Raw genomic sequence first — 20303 nt, 5'->3', positions numbered from 1 at the left:
ATCTATATATAAAAAACAAGCTTATTATCATGTCTGTTGTGGAAAATAATCAAATTGATCGGATTTTGGCTGTTGATGACACTAAAGATAATCTGATTTTAGTGCAAACAATTTTAGAAAGCGAAGGCTATGAAATTGATTTAGCCAGTGATGGCATTTCAGCTTTGCAAAAAATAGAACAGTCGCCACCGGATTTAATATTATTAGATGTAATGATGCCGGGTATGGATGGTTATGAAGTGACACGACGCATCCGCAATAACCCAGCTTTAAGTTATATACCAATATTATTGATTACAGCTTTTCACGAATCGAGTGTTGTGGAAGGTTTGGACGTAGGCGCGGATGATTTCATTCGTAAACCATTTGATACAGATGAACTATTGGCTAGAGTGCGATCGCTCCTACGCCTCAAGCACAGTCTGGACGAACAAAAGAAAATGGCACGCCAAAGGGAAGACTTTGTGTCACGCCTAACCCACGATTTACGCACACCGCTAGTAGCAGCCGATCGGATGTTGGACTTGTTTCAACAAGAAGCCTTTTGCAAAATTTCGCCAGAAATGAAACAGGCGATCGCTGTCATGATTCGCAGCAACCAAAATTTGATGCAAATGGTTAATACCTTACTAGAAGTTTATCGCTTTGAAGCCGGTAAGAAAACATTAAATTATGAAAGCTGCAACTTAAAAGAAATCGCTCAAGAAGTGGTTAGCGAACTCACAACTTTAACTAATGAGAAAGGTATCGCCTTAAAAATAGATAGCACTCAGATAGATAACTTAGGCGAAAAAGCAGGTGTAGTCATGGGTGATACCCTCGAACTACGGCGCGTGTTGTACAACTTAGTAGCAAATGCCATCAAGTTTACAGACACTGGCGGCATTGAAATTCGGTTTTTTGAACCAAATAATCATTGGTTAACGATCGAAATTGAAGATACTGGTTATGGTATTGCTCCCGAAGACCAAGCGACCATTTTTGAGCGATTTCGTCAGGGAAGAAATAAACGCTCAGGTAGCGGTTTAGGTCTGCATTTATCCAGTCGTATCGTTGAAGCGCACGAAGGTATGATTAGTTTGGTTTCTGAAGTAGGTAAAGGTAGTAAATTCACAGTCAAACTACCTAAAAATATTTGAAGAGGAATTTTTATGACTTCTGAAATTAATCTTTGGTCATTTGAAAAAAAGGATGAGATAAATACCTTAGTAGAAGGGTATGGAATTACCCTTCCACTATCCTCCACTATCTGCCAAGATTATGGAATTTGTCGTTCATTAAAAGGTTTAGTCACGACGACAATCATAGCAATAGCGACAGGAATATCTATTTCTTCTATCTCCTCTATCTCGATCTCTTTGGAATTCTTCATCTCTACGGTCTTGACCCCCAGCAAGAAATTGCTGTTCTTCTGCGGATAAGTCTATGAGTAAATCCGATGCAAAAAGTTGATTCGACATGATTGTTAGCCTCACTTACGTCAATAGGTGTTATTCACCTATACTTTTATATAAGTAAGATTTTCAAGATATTAAATTATACTCAAGCTATAAATTAAAAAAATTAATTTATAGCTTGAGATCGATGTAATAAGTAATGAGTAATAATCAAATTACCTACTACCAAGAGACTGGACTTGTTGCCAATCTTTAATATTCCATGTATCAGTATCCCAAGGGGTCAAATCTACACCGACCAGTCTATTGCTCACGCCATTGACATCAGCACGGGCAATCAAGGGAATTAAAGCAATATCTTTGAATAGCAGATCATTCATCTGAATAAATAGCAGCCGACGTTTTTCAGGATTTAATTCTGTGTTGGACTGTTGCCAGAGCTTATCATATTCAGGATTACAGTAACGTGAATGATTGGATTTTGACCAGTTATTCTTTTTCTGGGGAATTTCGCTACAAGTAAAGCCTTTCATATAAGCACCAGGGTCTACATTCGTACTACCCGTACTAAACATTTGTAAATCAGCTTGAAACCTTCCCAAGGTGTCTGGGTTCGATGGATCTCCAGAAAAGAAGATACTACCATCAATACTTTTTAGTTCCACCCCGACACCAATAGCAGTTAATCCTTGTTTAATAATTTCCTGAGTTTTCTGCCTCACTGGATTTACAGATGTCTGAAGCAAAACATTCATCTCTACACCATTTTTGTCTCGAATACCATTACCATTTGTATCTTTCCATCCAGCTTCATCTAATAAATCAGTAGCTTTTTTGGGGCTAAATTCATATTTAGTATTAGGTGAGTTATAAATCTCTGGTGCTAATAGGATATTGGCGGCAGGACGACCGCTAGAACCATATAATTGTTGATTTATTGTGTCCCGATCAATTGCATAGTTAAATGCTTGACGCACTTTGATGTCTTGAAAAAAGGGATGAGGAAATTCAGTGCTAGAACGTTCGCCGTCTTTTGTTTGTTTATTAGGGTCGGTATGATTGATGGTAATCCGTTCTAAAAAAGAACCAAAACTAATTTTTAATTTCCCTTTACCTGCTGCTTCTAGTTGCTTGAGAATCGGGGCTTCTACTTGCAGGTTCCAAGCGTAGTCTACATCTCCAGTTTGTAGTACTGCTCTAGCGGCTGATGTCGCATCACCACCTCCCTTGAGTTCTACTCGCTTAAAGAAAGGTTTATTGGCTTCACGGAACACAGAATTAGCTTCATAGATAATGGTGTCACCAGGTTTAAATTCTCCGACTTTATAAGGGCCTGTACCTACAGGAATCAAATTACCTGGCGCTTCCCTGGCGTTACTACCGTTAAATTTCTCAAAAATGTGACGGGGAATAATCATTCCATTTAAGCCCACAAAAGGTAGTGACCAAGCTGGGTTAGGACTCTGGAAATTAATTTTGACAGTGTAATCGTCGATGGCTTCGACGCTTTGCACAGCTTCGTAATTAGCGGAAGTGGTAGCACCAACAGCCGGATTGGAAAGAAATTTGTAAGTAAATACCACATCCGCAGCTGTAAAAGGTTGACCATCAGACCATTTGACTCCTTGCTTGAGTTTCCAGGTAACTGATTTGCCATCTTTGGCTATACCACCATTTTTTAGAGTAGGTTCCTCTGCGGCTAAAAACAGAACCAATTTACCTTCTTTATCGTGGCTGGCCAGGGGTTCATAGACGATACGACTAGCTTCAAAGTCTTTAGTTCCCTGCGCTAGGTGAGGATTGAGAATAGTTGGTGCTTGCCAATAGAGTAGACGTAAGGTTTCGCCTGTACTAGTGTTTGTTACGGGTGTTGAGTTTGTAGCAGTTTCCGCCTGAGGAAAAGAACAACCAGCAAGGAAAAATATATTTAGTAACGACCAAGTAAAAATTTGACCCTGACGAAATTTATTCAAGATACCCATATTGGATTTTCTCTAGCAATATTATTTATTGGCTTGATTGATTACAGATGTAGTAAGCGTAAATCATCAAACTTTGAATGTAATAAATAGTACTACTATTTTTGAATGTTGTTTTAAAATACTCAGAAATAGCTTTTTTTTATTTTGAATTTTGTTGGCGTAGCCTACTCTTCTCCTTCTCCTGTCGGAGACGCTAACGCTTAGCTTGCTTCCCTATAGGGGTACGAGAACGCTACCTACGCGAACCCGTAGGGTATTTTAAATTTTGAATTGATTCATTTTGTCGGTTTTGGCATTTTGGCAACTGATGTAAACTTGCCTGTGATAACTTGATGAGAATTGCAAGGATGGAAATGATTAACAATCCAAGTACAGCATAAATAAACGTTCTTGTTGTTCACATCATTGATATTCCTTTCAATCTATTAAATTTTATTTTTCCTATTTTCCAGAGTCCAAGGTGTATTGCCACTTTCAAGCTACTTCGACGGGGTAAAACCCGTCTTTTTTTTGGCAATCAATGAAAAAAACGGATTAAATTACCTTAAATGTAATTATTAATACTGATTTCGTCTAAAATCAGGCTTTTTAACGTTTAGCTACATCCTATAGGAAGATGCGATCGCCTCAAAATAACAGGTACATTATTTCGGGATGTTGTTATGCACTGGATTTTATAGAAAGGTTTGGTGGTGAGCCAAACCTTTTTTTTGTACTGTGCGTCAGTTGTCAGTGGTCATTTGTTAGTTGCTTTAACTACTAACAAAACATGGTCACGAAGAGGAAAAGGAGCAGGGAGCAGGGAGATGGCGAGAAGGTTTCCTCACAGGTATAGGTTTTTAATAAAGTGATGAGTGATAAGTCTCGCACTAACACAAGAATAATAGTTTCATCAATCCCTACACCCTTATACCCCTATACCCCTACACCCTAAACCCGTGTTTTGGGGGTGTAGTGTAAAAAACCTACATCTGTCAGCCGTTTAAACAACTTGGCTTCTAGTTAAAAAAGCTTGAATCTGGTTGACAGACTCTTCTATTTCTGTAATTAGCTCCATACTACCTCTACGCTCTTGCTTGTTAGCTAGCTGCTCTAGCTTTTCCGCAGCTAGGTACATAGCGGTAGCTCCGAGATTGGTACTAGCGCCTTTAAGCTGATGGACTTGTTGAGCCATTTTTTGAAAGTCTGTGTTAGCGATCGCCTCTTTAGCTAACTCTAATCTAGCTCGGACATCTTCAACGAATATTTGCAACAAATGCAATTCAAATTCTGTATCGTTTTCGGAAAGTTGATGTAAGTGTTCCCAGTCAAGAGGAAGACTATGTATATCAAATTCTACTGCCTGTCGTGCATTTAGTATCAACTCACACCAATATTCTAATGCTGTCGCCAATTGTTCTTTCATCACAGGCTTGCTCAAATAATCATCCATGCCGACATCTAGACACATTTGTTTATCTTCTTTCATAGCATTAGCTGTCATCGCAATAATCACAGGGCGATGACCGCTAGCAAAGGAGCTTTCTGCCCAACGATGAATTTCTTTTGTGGTTTCCAGACCATCAAGAATTGGCATTTGACAATCCATTAAAATCAAATCGTAGGGAATTTGTTTTAATAGTTGTAAAACCTCTTTGCCATTAGCCGCAACATCAGCTGTATAACCAAGGCTTTGGAGTTGTTTAAGAGCCACTTTTTGATTAACTAAATTATCCTCAGCCAGTAGGATTCTAGTTTTTGTGGAAACAGAATTTTGAGCCTGGGTAGCAGTAAAGTTACGGTTGCGGCTGTGATCTAAATTGTTCTTTTCTAACTCTTGACTCTTTACTTCCAACTTCTCCGCTTCCAATTGTGACGGAGTTTTTAAAACACTCATAATAGTGTCGAGCAACCGAGATGATTTCACTGGTTTGACCAAATAAGCAGCAAATCCAATCTTAATTGCCTGTTGCACTTCGTCACGTTGATTAGTTGAAGTGAGCATAATTAAGGGTGTTGGAGGAATAGAAGAATTGGCCTTAATTTGTTTTCCCAAAGCCATCCCATCCATTTCAGGCATCTGCATATCGATTAAGATGACATCATAGGGCTTGTTCTGCTGGCAAGCTTCCACAATCATGCCTAGAGCAGCAACAGCTCTATCAGCTTGATCTACCTGCATTCCCCATCGACTAACTTGGTGATAGATAATTTTTCGATTAGTGGCGTGGTCATCCACCACCAGTAAACGGCGATTGTTTAACAGTCCGCAATCTTCTACAAAAGAAACAGGCTGGAGTTGTTTGGCAAAAGGAATTTCAAACCAAAATTTAGAACCTTTGCCTAACTGACTTTCTACACCGATTTCTCCTCCCATTAATGTCACTAGTTGTTTGCATATGGCTAATCCTAAACCAGTACCACCATACTTACGCGTGGTGGAAGCATCTACTTGAGTAAAAGGGGTAAACAGTTTATGTTGGTCTTCTAAAGTAATGCCCAAGCCACTATCTGTAACGGCAAAGTGGATGATAGCTGTAGTCGGAGTTTCCGATCGCAATTCTACTCGCATCACTACTTCCCCAAAACTAGTAAACTTGATAGCATTACCAATCAGGTTCATGAGAATTTGTCGCAGACGGCTGGCATCTCCTTGGAGTTGGATAGGAACGTGGCGATAGATTAAAGCAGCAATTTCTAATCCCTTGCTATGAGCTTGGGGGGCTAATAAATCTAAAACTTCTTCTACACAGGTTGATAAATTAAAATTCAAATTTTCTAAAGCCATTTCCCCAGCCTCCAGTTTGGAGAGATCCAATATCTCGTTAATGAGAGTTAAAAGTGCATCACCACTAATGCGAATAGTCTCCATAAAATCTCGCTGCTCTTGGTTGAGCAGAGTTTCTAGCATTAAGCCAGTCATCCCCAAGACAGCATTCATGGGTGTGCGGATTTCATGACTCATATTCGCCAAAAAAGCGCTTTTAGCATGAGAAGCTAATTCAGCCTGACTACGGGCAACTTCCAGTTCCTGTCGCTGTCGAGTTTCGACTTCTAAGAGTTGGGCTTGGGCTACAGCAATGCCTACTTGGTCTGCTATTTGTCGTAAAAGATGGGTCTCAAAACTTGTCCATTGGCGGGATGTGGCGCACTGATGGACAATTAATAAGCCACAGAGTTCATCTTTGACGAGAATAGGTATAACTAAATTAGCTTTAACTCCAAACTTTTTGAGTAATTCTAGATGACTTTGTTGAATCTCGCCCAAATCTAGGTTAGCGATCGCCTCCAGATGCCTCAGGCGATATTGTTGTAGACAATACTGTTGTTGATATTCTGTTTGCAAATAAAAATCAGTAATATTTTGTCCTTTAATTGCTGCCCAACCAGCAACGACTGCCTCAATAATCAGACTCCCAGAACCATCAGGTAGTAACTGATAAATTAAAACTCGATCAGTCTGGAGAATCTTTTGTACTTCTTTGACAGTGATTTGTAAAATTTCTTCAATTTGCAAAGATTGGCGAATTTTGAGGGTGATTTCTGTAAATAATTGCGATCGCAAGTTTTGCCTTTGCAGTTCCTCCTCTGCCTGTTTGCGATGGATAAACTGCCCTACTTGTTCGCCAATAGAATCCATGATTTTTGCCAAATCTGGGTCATGCGGCTGAACTTGATGACTAAAGCAGGTAATGACTCCCAAAATTTTTTGCCCACTCCGAATCGGGAAACCAAAAGCACCACGCAATCCTACTTGCGCTGCCAATTGGTTTCTGAGAAAGCTAGCATCATCGGCAATATCGGTCAGCCAAATTGGTTGACCACTAGCCCAAATCTGTCCTGGCAATCCAATCCCCGATGCAAATGTGATTGGCTGACTTTGGGTTTTAAACTCCTGCATTTCCAAAGATGTTTGATCCCACAGGTCGAAAAAACTCAAGAAATTTCCTTGCTGATTTACCATCCAAATTTCACAGACATCCCATTTCAAGGTTTCACAGATGGCTTGCAAAATTTGGGGAGTAGCTTCGGTAATCGTTGTAGATTCTGCCAAGACACGGGTGATGGCATATTGTATTGTCAAATGCTTGTCTGCTTGTTTGCGCTCAGTAATATCAATCCCTGTACCAATAATGTATTCCACTGAGCCTTCATGGTTTTGCAGGATAGTTCTCGACCATGCAATTAAGCGCCGACTACCATCTTTAGTTACCCAATAGTTTTCAGACTCCTGAATACCGGAAACTCTTGAATCTGTGGGAAACTTTGCAAAAGATGCTTTGCTTGACTCTATGTCTTCAGGAAGCAAAAACAGATTCCAAAAATGCCTACCCCTAACCTCGTCGAATGAGTAACCCGTTATCACCTCACAAGCTTGATTAAAGCGAACGATTCGCCCCTGGGAATCTAGGACGATTACTAAAGCGCTGACTGTATCCAGTACTGCCGAAATAAAATTACGCTCTTCGCTGAGTATATTTTCCATCGACTGGCGTGCAATAACTTCACAATAAATTAGGTAGTAAACAACAGCGAGAATGATTAAACCTGAGACGATGGCGATCGCCAAGATGACAATAACTTTTTGCCCACTGGCTTTTACCGCTTGTAATTGCTGTTGAAGGCGCACCTTTTCCTCTGTCTCCATTTCACGCATCACCTTGCGGATGTCATCCATGAGAGTTTGCCCTTTATCAGATTGGATGACCTGTAATGCTGTCTGGAAGCCTTGATTCTGACGTAGTTTGATAGTTTGCTTCAGTTCAGTGATTTTTGCTGCAATCAGAGGTTTGAGTATGACAAGACGCTGTTGTTGAACTTGATCAACAGTGGTATTTTTCAGTTCCGCAAATTTCTGATCAATGTTTGTCAGAGCTGTTTGATAAGGTTGCAGATAAAGGTCTTTTCCTGTCAAAATGTAACCGCGTTGTCCAGTTTCTGCATCCTTAATTTGAGATAGCAGTTTTTCTAAGTTATTAATGCTTTCTTGGGTTATTTGAACTTGATTACTACAATGAATTAATTCTATTTCACTTTGATAGGAAGCCAAGCCAAGTAAGACTAAAATGACTGATGCTAATCCAAAGCCACCAGCAATCTTTTTAAAAAATGGATGGCGGATTTTTTGTGCTTGTTTGTGTTTATTATTTACAAGTACTAGATTTGCTAAGTTACGACGCATTTCCAGTTGCTTGATGACTTGGCGACCTAGAATTTGTAGTGCCTCAATCTGTTCAGGACTCAAGTTCCTGGGTATGTAATCAATAACGCAAAGTGTTCCCAAGGAATAGCCTTCAGGGTTAGTTAAAGGCACACCAGCATAAAATCGAATTTTGGGATCAGATATTACTAATGGATTTGTCGCAAAGCGTTCGTCGGTCGTAGCATCAGGCACGATAAAGACATCAGATTCTAAAATAGTATAAGTGCAAAATGCCTCATCTCGCGGTGTTTCTCGCCTCTCCAGCCCAACTTTTGATTTAAACCATTGACGGTTTTGGTCAATTAAGCTGATTAAAGCAATCGGCGTTCCACAAATATATGATGCTAAACGTGTGATATCATCAAATGCTGCTTCGGATTGAGTATCAAGAATTTTATACTCTAAAAGTGCTGCAATTCTCTGCACTTCGTTATCAGGTAATTGTGCTTTCATCTTTAATTACAGATGAGGATATGATAATAAATAGATTTAATAATGCTTACGAATCAATAAACAGTAACGATTATCTGCTAGTTTTTCATAACTTAAATCATCGGCGATCGCTTCCATAATTTTTAAACCGCGACCGCGCTCTTGAATATTTTTTTCCAGTTCAGTTGTTTTTTTTAATCGCTGTTCTAAGTCAAAGGGTTCACCTTGAGACCATATACGTATTTCTATATAATCCTGTGTTCGTGAAACTTCTATCTCAATAGGTGTTTCTATTGGTAAATGTTTGTGTGAATGTTCAACAATATTAACAAATCCCTCCATTAGTAATGTTTGACATTGCCACCAGATTTGCTTATGAGAAATAACTGGTTGATTTATCTGCTCGAACCACGACAACACCTTAGCCGAGGCTGACAAGTCCGTATTTAATTTTAAATAGATTTTATGATTCACTTCTTAGATAAAACTAGACTTGAATTAAGCATACACAATAATCATTTTATTTAATTTGAGTATTTTCACTGTACATTATCAACTCGATTATAGTTAAGTTGAAATAAATATATTACTTAATTGAAATTATATTTATTAGCTCATCACTTATGGTAAAAATTTTAGTCATTGACGATGATCCGGTTGTGCGGACGGTGCTAAAAAGAACGCTTGAGAATCAGGGTTACGAAACTACTGTTGTCAACAATGGAGAGGAAGGAATTATTCAAGCAAAGCTCCTCCGTCCCGCATTGATTATTTGTGATTGGGTGATGTCTGGGTTAGATGGATTGGAAGTATGTCGTCAAGTTAAAGCAAATCCAGAGTTAGCAACTAGTTTTTTTATTTTGTTAACTGCTAAGGGAGCAGCACCAGGAGAAGAGAAAGACAGAGTTAAAGGACTGGATGCTGGAGCTGATGAGTTTATCTCTAAACCAATCGAAATGATTGAATTAAAAGCGCGGGTAAGAGCCGGACTCAGGTTACATCAACTCAACCAGGATTTACAAATCCAAAAGCAAACTTTAGAAATGCTCAACCATGATTTACAAACCCAAAAGCAAACCTTAGAAGCAGACTTAGCCGAAGCTGCTGATTATGTGCGATCGCTTCTACCCAAACCCCTGGAAGGAAAAGTAAATACAGAAACCTTATTTATTCCTTCAACCCAGTTGGGGGGTGATTGCTTCGATTATTACTGGCTGGATGACGAGCATTTGGCAATTTATCTATTGGATGTATCAGGACATGGAATAGGTTCTGCTTTATTATCTGTCTCTATCTTGAATATTCTGCGATCGCAATCTTTACCTAATACTAATTTCTACAAGCCTAGAGAGGTTTTAAAGGCGCTCAATCATGCTTTCCAGATGGCAAATCACGGCGATAAATACTTCACGATTTGGTATGGAGTTTATCACTGTATTCAACATCAACTTGTCTATGCTAGCGCCGGACATCCCCCGGCCGTAATCCTATCTGGTAAACCTGAAACTGGTTTTCAAGTTAAACGACTCAATTCTTTAGATTTACCCATAGGATTTTTACCTGATGTGGAATTTGAGGATGCTATCTGGGACGTGAAGAAAGACAGCACTCTTTACATATTTAGTGATGGCATTTATGAAATTAGAGAGCCAGATGGCAAGATTTTAGGACTCGATGCCTTTATTGAAATACTAACTAACTCTAGCCAGAAAGAACCCTGTAATATTCATTATATATTAATGCAGATAATGACCTTAAATATTCAACAAATACTTGAAGATGATTTATCATTATTAAAAATTACTTTGGGTTGATAGCATTATATTGAATTGTTTGAATTAAGAAATAGCTCTTGTAGCTGTCAGTATTTGCCGTTTGAAGTCATCTTGATCGATAAAGGTTTGAAAAATCCTATTCATTTTAGTTAATTCAAACAACATCTTAACTTGGTCATTCATAGAACAGATAAAAAGTTGGGAATTAACAGAGCGTAACATTTGCATTGCCGATACTAAAGAACCTAAGCCAGAACTATCCATAAAAGTTACTGCATTCATATCCAGCAGAAAAATATTGTTACCATCAGCAATCAATTCGCTAATTTCACGACGTAATTGATTACCCCTGATTCCATCTAAAATCCCCGACAATTCAATGACCTGAAAGTTTGTATTCATAAGCCAGTTTTTTCTGTAAATAAATCGTTAAATTACCATTGCTGTACTATTTAATTCTTGAGTTAAATATAGGCAATTTTACGGTATAACAATAATTGAATTGATTTATACATTCTGGCATTATTAGATGGAAACGGCAAGGTAGTTAACTGTACAAAAGTAAATTTTAACAAAAATATTAAAATCATAATTATTGAACAAATTTAACTTTAACCATATATAGAACTAGTATTTAATTTCTCAAATCTAGGGTTGGCAATACCCACCACATAGATACTTAGACATTTTTAATAATCAAATCTGATTCCTATAGACTCTTATAAAGATCGTCTTGACCGTAGAATGTTTTGAATCAGTATTTATTCATATAAATAAGGTTTAATTATAGAACAAAATTCAGTATTTTTATGGACGATATATGATTCCTATAGCTGTAGCCAGATATATTAGGATATCAAGCTAATATCAATTTTACATGAGGTTGTAAGTAATATGAAATCCGTTGATTTATCCGCGTTTCTCTGTCTTGAAAAGTTTCCTAGGTCGGGCTAACCCTCCTACAGAACTTTTCGCTGCGCGCATCTGCGTTCAATTATTCTATGCAGCTTCATATTAATTGGGTATAAGATAAAATCCTGATAATAAAAATTTTTCCAGTCTGTCAACTATCAACAGCCATCACGATGGATTGTGTAACTTAAAATTAGATCAGCTCACTCAATGAATAATATTCATATTTTATTTGAGTGATATTTTGGTATTTGCCAAACAGATGCGCGAATGATACCTGATAAAAGGAGCAAGTTATAGATAGCCCAGGAGCTATTGAGTAGGTTAACCCAGGGATGATTGAGACGACCAATTACAAAGTTGTAAACACTCCAAACTATGCCTATAATAGTTAGCAATAAAAACAGTAATTGTGGCCAAATCATTTGTAGATAAATCCCTGACTGTCGTTGTTTGGGTGTAACTTGAAAGTTAATCTTCTGTCCAGTGAATACACTCCAAACAGCTTGAATGAATATGGGAAATAAGGCGATCGCATATTGTTCAGAACGCCAAATTTCACTAGCTGGAATGCCCCAGATTGCCACAATAAAGGTTAGACGATTGATGATAAAGGTAGGTAAAAAGTGTACAATAAAATCAATACCGTATGTTTTTACAGGAGCAATTTCTGTAAAAAAATAGATAATTGGGCAAGAAATAAAAATAAGCGTAGCAAAACCAGAAAAATAACTATACATCGTCTTAAAATATTGCAGACGTTGCCAAAACGTGAGTCCCGGTTTGCTCAGTGGGTTTTCTCTCACTAGTACTTGGATTGTTCCCTGCGCCCAACGTAGTCTTTGTTTCAAAGTAGAACTGAGGTCATCAGGTGCTAAACCTTCTGCCAAAAGTTCATGATGATAAACCGATTTCCAACCAGCACCATGTAGACGCATGGCGGTATTCATATCTTCTGTAATACTGTTGCTAGATAAACCACCGACTAATTGAAATTCATCTAATCGTTTTTCATCTTTGGTAAAATCATCAGCAAAATATTGCAGTCCCACATTAATTAAGGCCTCACGTCGCAAAATGGCGTTAGTGCCTGTATAAAATGCCGCATTCATCCCATCTTTACCCTGTTGTAGCGGTCCATAAAATAAACTGGCTCGATGCCCAAAGGGATCGCTTGGGGGAATATTATAAAAGTCCTGGGGTGTCTGTACAAAAGCAATGCGGTTCTGTTCATATTTGCCATTGAACAGATTGTATGTGTAGAAGTATGGCAAAACCCGTTTGAGAAATTGGGGTTTGGGAATATGATCAGCGTCTAAAGTAAGAATAAATTCTCCCGAAGTTTCGCCAGAAAAAATTGCGTAATTTAGGTTTCCCGCTTTCGCATGGTGGGGTACACCCACAGGTTTAGGACGAGCAATATAACGGAATCTAGCAAGTTCGACCAATTCTAGTTCTTTTTGGCGAATAGCGGCTGCTAAAGCTTGGCGTTCAGTTTTGAGTCGTTCAGTAACACTATGATGCTTGGGAGATAACCAACGAATAAACTGTTGCAAACTCTGGGCTAAAACTTCAGTTTTGGTTGTGTCCTGGCTAGGAACTGATGACGATTTTGACAACCATTCTTCAGCCACTTGAATATTAGGGGTGAAACTTTCTAGATTTTGCAGACGTTCTACCAAGTGCGAGCGTTCTGCATCAATGCGGTTGGCTTCTTGCTGTAGTAGTGGTGACTGTAAATCTGCAATACATAACCTTTCCGTCATGGCTCGCATAGCGGGGGAATTACCATCATCCAAAACGTAAACATACAACTTAGTTGGTGGATAATCTATAGCTAAAGCGGCTTGGGCCGTCTGTTCGACCATCTCCGGCGGTTCATTATAACAAGTGATAAAAACATCTACAATCGGCCAATCCGTTGGCGGTAGCGGTGGAGTCAACTGGTCAAGTGACTTAATCTGTCGGACTAAAGGTCGCCACAAGCCAATGACAAACATCACTCCGCCAATGTAGCTATAAATTTCCGCCAGCAACAACGGAATCGAGAGCCATAACGCATCAAAATTAATGGAGTTGGTAATGCGCCATTGTAAATACCACAGACCAAAAATTAAATTGATTTCTGCGAGGTAGCGAAATAGCAGTGTTCTTTTTTTGAGGGTGGAACGACTGTTGCCAGAAAATGTTGGAGCGTTATTAATAAATAGAGAAGTCATTTTGACACTGGTAATAAAATTATGGTCTGAGACAAAACTCCCAATTCCTGCTACATCACCGGGAAGAATCGGACATCCAATAACTGCCATAACTATCAGAAATTAATCTGACCCTTGATTTAGCAATTCTCGGTAAGCCTCGGCCGGAGTCCCCTTGAGCCACAGCTTGCCACCAAGGCGACTGCATAGCACTTGATGGACGAATTAAGGGTTGGCGATTCGTGACCGTATACAGTAAGGATTGCAAAATCATGCTGTTGGTGCTGCTGGTGAAACCAACGGCTGTTTTACCTGTGGTTTCATAAAAGCCCTCATAAAACCCTGCTAGTGGGTTATATAAGTCTGTGGTTCCTGCAAATAACTTTTGACTATATTGAGTTTCTGGCAGGAGTGCATGATAAGCAAAACCCACGGCTGTACTTACCATTCGCCCTTGGGGTACCGTTTGTCCGTCATCTCCTAAGGTTTGCCAAGGTTCACCCTTGCCAGTAATTGTGCTGTGGACAGTGTAAGGCTTGCGGTCTATGAGAGTGGTAGCTGAGGCTGTGAGAGTGTCGGTGCGGCGGTAACGCGCTGCTTGTGCTTGGAAAATAGGCTCGAAGAGCGATCGCATTTGTGGATCTAAGCCAAATTCCAGGGCGTAAAGTAAGAAAGGATTACTAACTGTATATTGGTTAACTTTGGAGTTGGTATCTGTGCGACGGCGTTGGGTAGGAACCTCCACACCTTCCACCAAGGTAGTTTGATATTCACCACCAACAGCCGAACCCTCTACCTCAAATCCCCATAGTTGAAAACCACGAGCAGCGTATTCTTCATAACCCAAACGGGTTTCTAAATTGACGCGGGTAAGATATCGTCCTTCCTTCCCTGGGGTAACTGTGGCGCTGGAAAGAACTCCATCCCGCACCACCCGCAGGTATGACCAATCCAAGACAATTTGATCAACGGCTTGGGTATATTCTGGGTGACAGCTTTTTAAGTTATACAGGGCTGCTAGTAGCCTACCTATATCTAAAGCTGACCAACCGTTACCCTGAGGAACCGGATTCCCACCATAATCAATCGGTTGGAGAACTCGCGTATCATAACCTCGATGCGGTAATTCTCCGGCAAATAAGGGTAGCTGGGTTAAGGCTGCTAATAAATGCCGGGTACGCTGGTCAAATTCCTTCGGGGTAATAATCTCCAGCGATCGCACTGCATGAAGCGCCGCTAAATAATCTCCCAATCCCCAAAGAGTAGCACCCTGAAAATCACTGCGATCGTCGATTAACCCACTACGAACATGATAATTGGCTTGAAAGTACCTCCATGCGGCTTCTGCGTAGCGTCGTTCCACTACCGTTAGGGGTCGAGCCAGTTTCAAGGTAGAGGATGGGTCTGGATTACCCACTGGGGGAATGGGGGCGATCGTCATTTCCCCAACCTGAGGAGTATTTCCTGATATTGGAGGGCTAGAATTTGTTGGGGTTGTAGATGTTTGCGCCACCTTGGGAGTTTCTCCAGGTGGGGGAGTCGCAGCAGAGGAAGTATTGTTGTTTGCTGGTTTGCTTGGTTGACTAACAGCACTCGAACCAATTAAAGGACGATTTCCTCTGGCTTTGTAGTATAAAATCTCCAAAATTAGCCCATTGGTGTTGCCAGTTAAAGCTTTATTCGGCTGCTTTGATTCCTCATAAATGCCAGCGTAAAAACCACCGCCATCGGGACTGCGGAGATCCTTGACCGCATCGAAAATCTTTTGTGCGTAAGCATTATCTGGAAAAAGATAGCGCCAACCAAAAGCTGCTTTGGTACTAATGCTACGAAACTGGGGGTAAGGTTGGTTAGTATCGGTGATGGTTGCCCAGTTTTTACCGTTGGCGTAAACGGTGTTGTAGAGAAAATAAGGTTCTTGGTCGATGTTGTCTTCCGTCACCGCAGTTAACTGACCTGTCGCATCGTAGCGCCGCTTCTGCGCCTCCAAAACCCTAGCAGCAAAATCGCCTAACTCTCTCTGAAAACCAAATTCGATGCCCTCAAGAATATAAGACTCGCTCACAACATAATTATTGGCATTGGTGCTTTGGAAATCGCGGGTATCAACAGGGATCTGTACACCATTAATTTCCACCATCTTATATGGTTCTAACGCCAGAGCCTTGGGCGCGGCAAAACCCCAAAGTTGATAACCCCTAACAGCGTATTCTTCATAGCCGAGTCGTCCTTCTTGTACCAGTAATGTGGTGTTATCTGGGAGGACTGTTGCGCCAAACAGTTGTTCATCTTTGAGCGATCGCCCTACTTGCCACTTAGCTATAATCCCTTTGAGCCAATCATTATATTGAGGGTGACAAGTGCGAATCACATCAAAGGCGGCCAATATCCGACCGACATCTAAAGCAGACCAGCCAATACCCCGTTCAATGGGATTATTAGTGTAATCTACCATCTGTCCGGTGGCTGCGTTGTAGACTTTATTAGGTAAAGCATCCTCAAATAACTTCAGATTTCCCAGACCAGTCAAAAACTTATTCAGGCGAGCGTCAAAGTCTGCTTGATCAGTGAGATTCAACCACCGTGCCGCATTCAACGCCATCAAGTAGTTCCCCATATCCCACAGCGTACCAGAAGGATAACCCCCGGTGGAATTGGTAAATCCTGTTGCTGGCTGATAGTTTTTCACAAAATATTGCCAAGCCGCACGAGCATAAGTTTGTTCCTCAGGGGTGAGAGGCGCTGTAATACTGCTACAACTTGCGGAATTAGCAGCAACATGAGAACTCTGTGCTAAGGTGCGTACTGGAGCATAAAACAAAAACTGCAACAATGTCCCAATTAAGAACAATGCCATCCATCTCCACAGCTTTTGTTGGCGTTGCTTGTATAGCATAGACAGACAGTTAAGAATCAGTACCTTGATAGCACTGCGGTAGAAATGAATTGAATCGCCTTAGCGAATAACATGAAGTCGGGGACTCATGAATTTAGATGTTAGGCGGAAATCTTTGCTATATCAGCGAGGAATACACTGAAAATCCTGTACTTAGGTACAAAATACAAGTTAATATACTGATATATTCTGGGTAGAATGCTTTATTTACTTTTAGTTCACAGTGATCGTGACTTTGAAACTATTGCTCAGGTGCGATCGCTCCAACACCTCTGATTTGAACCTTCACTCCTGCCCAAACAGTGAGGGGTTGACCAACTTGCTTATAGAGAAAACTTTCTAAAATTACGCCATTATTATTAGCTGTAAGTGCTTTATTTGGCTGACGTAAGGATTCATACAATCCGTTGTACCAGCCTTTCTCAGATTTCAGTTGCTGGAAGACAGTGTGAGATAAAAAACTTGTGTAATCAGTGTTGTAAAGCATATGCCAACCGATCGCCGCTTTGGCACTGAGAAAACGCAAATTATTGTACTGTTGTCCGGTGTCTGTAATCGTTGCCCAAGCTTTACCGTTCACAAACAAGCTGTTGTAAACAAAGTAAGGCAGACGGTCTACATTGTCTTCTGTCAAAGCGGTTAACTCTTGTGTTGCTTGATAACGAGCGGCTTGAGCGGCTAAAACTCTATCAGCATAAACTTTAGGCAAAGCCTGAAACCCAGTTTCTATACCATCCAGAATATAAGGTTCGCTGAGGACGTAGTTATTTGCGCCTGAGTTGGTAGCGTCGCGGCGATCGTAAGGAACACCTTGTCCGTAGAGGTTGACAAAGGCGGTTTGCGAACGATAATCTAAGGCTTGCTTGACATCTAACCCCCATAGTTGCAAACCGTAGGCGGCGTAATTTTCATAGCCCAAACGCCCTTCTTGGTGATATTGTTCTTGACCTTGAACAACGCTAGTGCCGTACATTTGCCCATTTTTGGTGAGGCGCTTGACTTGCCAATACTTCCAGACAGCTTGCACAGGCGATCGCATTTGGGGATACTTGGCTTCGACAATCTTCAGCCAAATTGCCATTCGTCCTAAATCAATTGCTGACCAGCCAATTTCTTCTCGTTGATCTAATTTTCCATAATTAACAGGGATAAGAGTTTTGGCGTTGTAGACTTTGTTGGGCAGTTCACCTTTATATAAAGGTAGGGTTGCTAGAGTCTGCAATGTTTGACTCATCTTCGCCTCAAATTCTGCCACTGGAATGAGATTCAGTTCTCTCGCGCTTACCAAAGCAGCGATCGCCGCCGCCTGATCCCACATAGTTACAGAACTAAAGCCATCGGCGGAATTAACCAGTCCAGTTTCATCATTCCAGTTGTGTTGAAAATATGACCAAGCTATGCGAGCGTTAGCCATATCTGCTGCATCCAGTTTGCCAACTTTCACCCTGATGTCAGGTGTTTTAGTTTTCGTTAATTCACTCATGGGAACCTCTGTCCCTGGTAAAACTACAGATTTAGCATCAAGTTTCGCTACTTTTTGTGCTTGTGTTTCCACATTAGCGGTAGGAGAAGTTTGAGGTGTTGATATTGCAGATATTGAGGTATTTTGAGCCAGACGACTAGACAAAGAATTTAACCCAGCGATCGCTATCACTGCGGTAACCACCCCTCCAACAGCAACTAGCATAGATAAGCCTGGAGGTGGGGGTTGAAAGTCGGAACTCATGCTGTATCAAGCCTTATTGTGTAATTTACTCAAAGCTTTAACAACGTTATCTTTCCCAATTCGCAAATTTAACTAACATTTAAAATCTCATCCTTAACTGTCCCGTCAAAGAACCTCCACGGTAATCACTTCCGCCTGTATCTTGATTTCGCACATTACTAAAGCCATAGCCGATATCAGCCTCTATTTTTGGCGATACCTTGACTGTACAACGACTTTGATAAGTGTTGGCGTTATCAGTTTCTCCATTAATTCGCTGTTGTCCTAAGTTAGCTGACAGCCGACACAGCAAGAAATTAGCAATATCCCCTTGCCAAGCAACTTCAGCGTTGTATGCGAGGAAATCTGGAGGAGAAAAATAGCCGCTAGTGCTTTCCAGATTGCGACCGTAACTCCAACTGAATAAGTTGGCCGCCACAGAAAACTGTCCAAACTTGCGTTCTAGCCTGCTGAAAGACTGAATTTCAAAATTGCGATCGCTGTAATTACCCAAACGCAGCGATGAGAATAAACTAGTGTCACGATCAATTTGCCAATATAAATTAGGCCCAAATCGCCAAGCTGTAATTTGATTTTCTAAGGTTTGAATATTAGATTTATAAGGGCCTTGTTCTAAGTTAGCCGATATGATTAAACCCGATACTAATTGACCTGAAGAGGAAATTTGTGGTGGTATAATAGGAGCTTCCATCTGAGCATTGAAATTGATAGCTGTCGGTAATCGATTAAAGACATCAACTCCTACTGTTGTATGTAGAGTTATTTCATCTACTTTTCCTTGCCAACCAATTTCCAGGGGAATGTTAGTAACCGATTCCACATCCCGTTGTTCAAACAATTCTAAACCTGTTTTGATAAATATTTTATTGCCATTAGGCAATTTAAACTGAATTGTTGGTTCAACGAGTAAGTTACTTTGACCAAAGTTATTAGTATCATTACGAAAGTCTGTTTGAATACTTTCTAATACTGTCACTGGCTTAACCGATTCGGTGGGATTTGAAGGTGGAATCGGGTTAGGCTGTATTGTAGGTGGTATTGGTATAGCTGGAGGTAATCGCAATCCTGGATTGAAGTTTTCCGGGGCAGCAATTAAGATATGTTTTTTATCTAATTGATTTAAAAGTATATTGGGGTGGCGTTGATGATTCTGGATAGAGAGTAAATCAACATTATCCCCAGAATTATTAGAAGTGATCTTTCCTAAAGATTTTGAGAGCGTATCCCAATTGCTGTGTATGGGGGCAGCTTGTGAATTCGCTGTTAATAACACCCAAATACCCAAACTCCAAAATAAAATAAGCTGAATTCTGAATCCATGTAAACAGTGTTTAGCATACTTATATCGATATACAAAGTTATAATAGACGCTAATTTTCATAATGAAATATCATACTTTGTAGTATTGGCAACAATGTCAGAATTATTTTTCTGCTGTTGCCCACTTTAACTTACTCGACACTATAGGAATTTCTTTTAATATTTGGAAAAATTAAATAAACTTTAACCTTAAGTGTAATACCACTGTAAAACTCAAAAATCCATATTTTACAAGGATTTCTCGTTTAATAACCACCGTAAAATCAAAGCTTAAGTATAATGCTTTTTTAGCACGTACTACATAAAAATTAATCCAGTCGGATATACATATTTAAATTTTTGCCAGCATTATTCTAAATATTTTAGTTGCAATTACAAACAAAAATTATTTTCTAGATAGAATATATATATACAAAAATGATCCAATAAGTTGAATATAATTTTGGACGGCTTGTTAATATTTATCAAATAAAAATTAGAATT

General features: G+C 40.0%; 11 protein-coding genes. 2 read left to right on the top strand and 9 right to left on the bottom strand.

What is annotated here, in order from left to right; translation table 11 throughout:
- Positions 1–29: 29 nt before the first annotated feature.
- Positions 30–1139 (top strand): response regulator, encoded by a 1110-nt coding sequence (locus ACM5QX_RS15565; RefSeq protein WP_414754343.1) that lies wholly within the window; start codon positions 30–32, stop codon positions 1137–1139.
- Between the two features lie 147 nt (positions 1140–1286).
- On the opposite strand, the gene ACM5QX_RS15560 is transcribed toward ACM5QX_RS15565, so the two are convergent.
- From ACM5QX_RS15560 to ACM5QX_RS15545, 4 genes are all read right to left on the bottom strand, one after another.
- On the bottom strand, positions 1287–1460 hold the full coding sequence (locus ACM5QX_RS15560; RefSeq protein ID WP_414754342.1) for a hypothetical protein: 174 nt from the start codon (positions 1458–1460) through the stop codon (positions 1287–1289).
- A gap of 152 nt (positions 1461–1612) precedes the next feature.
- On the bottom strand, positions 1613–3379 hold the full coding sequence (locus ACM5QX_RS15555) for a peptide ABC transporter substrate-binding protein (protein WP_414754341.1): 1767 nt from the start codon (positions 3377–3379) through the stop codon (positions 1613–1615).
- Positions 3380–4361: 982 nt separating this feature from the next.
- Positions 4362–9014: a GAF domain-containing protein gene (locus tag ACM5QX_RS15550; protein WP_414754340.1), complete on the bottom strand. Its 4653-nt coding sequence runs from the start codon at positions 9012–9014 to the stop codon at positions 4362–4364.
- 36 nt (positions 9015–9050) lie between these two features.
- Positions 9051–9467 (bottom strand): ATP-binding protein, encoded by a 417-nt coding sequence (locus ACM5QX_RS15545; RefSeq protein ID WP_011318380.1) that lies wholly within the window; start codon positions 9465–9467, stop codon positions 9051–9053.
- Between the two features lie 149 nt (positions 9468–9616).
- Between ACM5QX_RS15545 and ACM5QX_RS15540 the strand changes: the two genes are divergently transcribed.
- Entirely contained in the window at positions 9617–10807 is a 1191-nt protein-coding gene (locus ACM5QX_RS15540; protein WP_414754339.1) for a SpoIIE family protein phosphatase, read from the top strand.
- Between the two features lie 24 nt (positions 10808–10831).
- Here the strand turns inward: ACM5QX_RS15540 and ACM5QX_RS15535 are convergent, their stop codons facing one another.
- The 5 genes from ACM5QX_RS15535 to ACM5QX_RS15515 form a co-directional block, all read right to left on the bottom strand.
- Entirely contained in the window at positions 10832–11170 is a 339-nt protein-coding gene (locus ACM5QX_RS15535) for an STAS domain-containing protein (RefSeq protein ID WP_011318382.1), read from the bottom strand.
- Positions 11171–11901: 731 nt separating this feature from the next.
- Positions 11902–13899 (bottom strand): glycosyltransferase, encoded by a 1998-nt coding sequence (locus ACM5QX_RS15530; protein ID WP_414754405.1) that lies wholly within the window; start codon positions 13897–13899, stop codon positions 11902–11904.
- Between the two features lie 55 nt (positions 13900–13954).
- A complete protein-coding gene (locus ACM5QX_RS15525) occupies positions 13955–16774 on the bottom strand; it encodes a DUF3131 domain-containing protein (RefSeq protein ID WP_414754338.1) in 2820 nt (939 codons plus the stop codon).
- A 241-nt stretch (positions 16775–17015) separates the two neighbouring features.
- Positions 17016–18500 carry a DUF3131 domain-containing protein gene (locus ACM5QX_RS15520; protein WP_414754337.1) on the bottom strand — a complete coding sequence of 495 codons (1485 nt, stop codon included), beginning with the start codon at positions 18498–18500 and terminating at the stop codon, positions 17016–17018.
- A 79-nt stretch (positions 18501–18579) separates the two neighbouring features.
- The gene (locus tag ACM5QX_RS15515) at positions 18580–19773 is read right to left on the bottom strand and encodes a hypothetical protein (RefSeq protein WP_414754336.1); all 1194 of its coding nucleotides are present in this window, start codon (positions 19771–19773) and stop codon (positions 18580–18582) included.
- Between the last annotated feature and the right edge of the window lie 530 nt (positions 19774–20303).

The sequence above is a fragment of the Anabaena sp. CCY 9910 genome, assembly GCF_963920875.1.
Classification (GTDB): domain Bacteria; phylum Cyanobacteriota; class Cyanobacteriia; order Cyanobacteriales; family Nostocaceae; genus Trichormus; species Trichormus variabilis.
Note: the sequence above shows the minus strand (reverse complement) of the source record. Positions and strands in the feature narration are given on the sequence as shown.